Origin of the sequence: Bradyrhizobium sp. IC3195 (assembly GCF_020193585.1) — a bacterium.
Classification (GTDB): domain Bacteria; phylum Pseudomonadota; class Alphaproteobacteria; order Rhizobiales; family Xanthobacteraceae; genus Bradyrhizobium; species Bradyrhizobium yuanmingense.
Genome location: NZ_JADYVG010000069.1, coordinates 1 through 1,380, shown reverse-complemented (window position 1 = coordinate 1,380; position 1,380 = coordinate 1). Strand labels below are relative to the sequence as shown.

Annotated in this window: 1 protein-coding gene; it reads left to right on the top strand. The window is 55.5% G+C overall.

The annotated features are described in order from the left end of the window. Positions 1 to 124 precede the first annotated feature (124 nt). Positions 125 to 652 (top strand): Hsp20/alpha crystallin family protein, encoded by a 528-nt coding sequence (locus tag I6F09_RS37120; RefSeq protein ID WP_225143911.1) that lies wholly within the window; start codon positions 125 to 127, stop codon positions 650 to 652. Positions 653 to 1,380: the final 728 nt, after the last annotated feature.

Here is a 1,380-nt window from a genome sequence, read left to right as displayed (position 1 = left end):
CATGAGCGCTCAATCAGGAGGCGAGTTGGCACATTGGTTGCTATTACGGTCTATGACGACCTGGTCCGCTCAGCGCAGTCAGAGATTGCGCCTTCCAGAATGATCTCAAACATGGAGTTAGATCATGACGAATGAGACGAGAGTACCCGTCACCAGGAAGGCTAGTGAGCCCGCGTTTTTTCCTGAAGCATGGCGCCCACTCGAGGCATTGCGCAACGAGGTGGATCGCTTGTTCGAAGACTTGTTTGGCGGCGATTTCTGGCGCCGCTCGTTCCCCCCGCACGCTAGTCTTGGAAGGTCGGTTGCCAAGAAGGTCGCCGCAAGCCCCGCAGTGGATCTTAGTGAAAGCGACAAGGCTTACGAGATTACAGCCGAACTGCCTGGACTCGATGAAAAGGACATAGAGGTTCAGGTTATCAATGGCGGACTGACCATTAAAGGCGAGAAAAAAGAACACAAGGAAGAGAAGCACAAGGACTACTACCTCTCCGAGCGCAGTTACGGCTCCTTCGCGCGCTACTTCGGTTTACCGGAATGTGTGGAGGCCAGCAAGATTGAGGCCTCCGTCAAGAACGGCGTCCTTAGGGTGACTTTGCCGAAAAATGCGGAAGCTCAGAAGCCGCCCAAGAAGATTGACGTGAAAGCAACTTAGGCACCGACGTGTCCATGCGAGTTGCGACAATCGCACCAAGCGCCAATTGCTTGCGGGGAGAAGTCAAGCGAAACCGTCAGGTGGGGATGACTACACGCGCCTGCATCTGCCTTGCTCTCGGCGAAGTTGATGCGCACACGGGGGAACGATCGCCTGCTTCGTCGGCGCGAGCAGCGAGCGGCGAACTGTCGATTACGACGCCCAACTCATCGCCTCGCCGGTCGCGCTCTAGGTCGTGCGGACTCTTGGGTTTCTCAAATCAGTTGCACAGTGTTTTAAGGCTTTCCTTTAGGAGGAAGCCTTCGGTGTCATGGATTGGTCGTTCTGAACGATGGGCAATGGGATCGCATCTCCAGCTTGATCATCCTCGGCCAGACCAGCGCGGCTCGACGGGCCGTGACAGCGGATGTTCGTCGAGGGCGTGTTGTGGATCGTGCGGACCGTCCCTGGCGGGATCTGCCTGAGGCGCGGACTACCTACTACTTTAGAAGATGGCTTCTTGCCCCTTACTGACTTTCGATCGGTTGGACGCGCTAAGCTCTTCACGGGCCATCCCTGAACCATGGTCTCACTCGATATGAGCAGCTCAAATTAGGCGACCGCCCCAAGCTCGTCGTCGCTTATATGATCTACACGATTCGACTGCTCAACGCTGATGTTGTTGTATCTTGAGATTATCCAACAACTTCGAGCCTTCACTGAACGATCTCGACCAAGATCGCTCTGCC

Bases quoted from the DNA above. Each gene is read 5' to 3' on its own strand.
- I6F09_RS37120 (WP_225143911.1), top strand. From the start codon at position 125: ATGACGAATGAGACGAGAGTACCCGTCACCAGGAAGGCTAGTGAGCCC.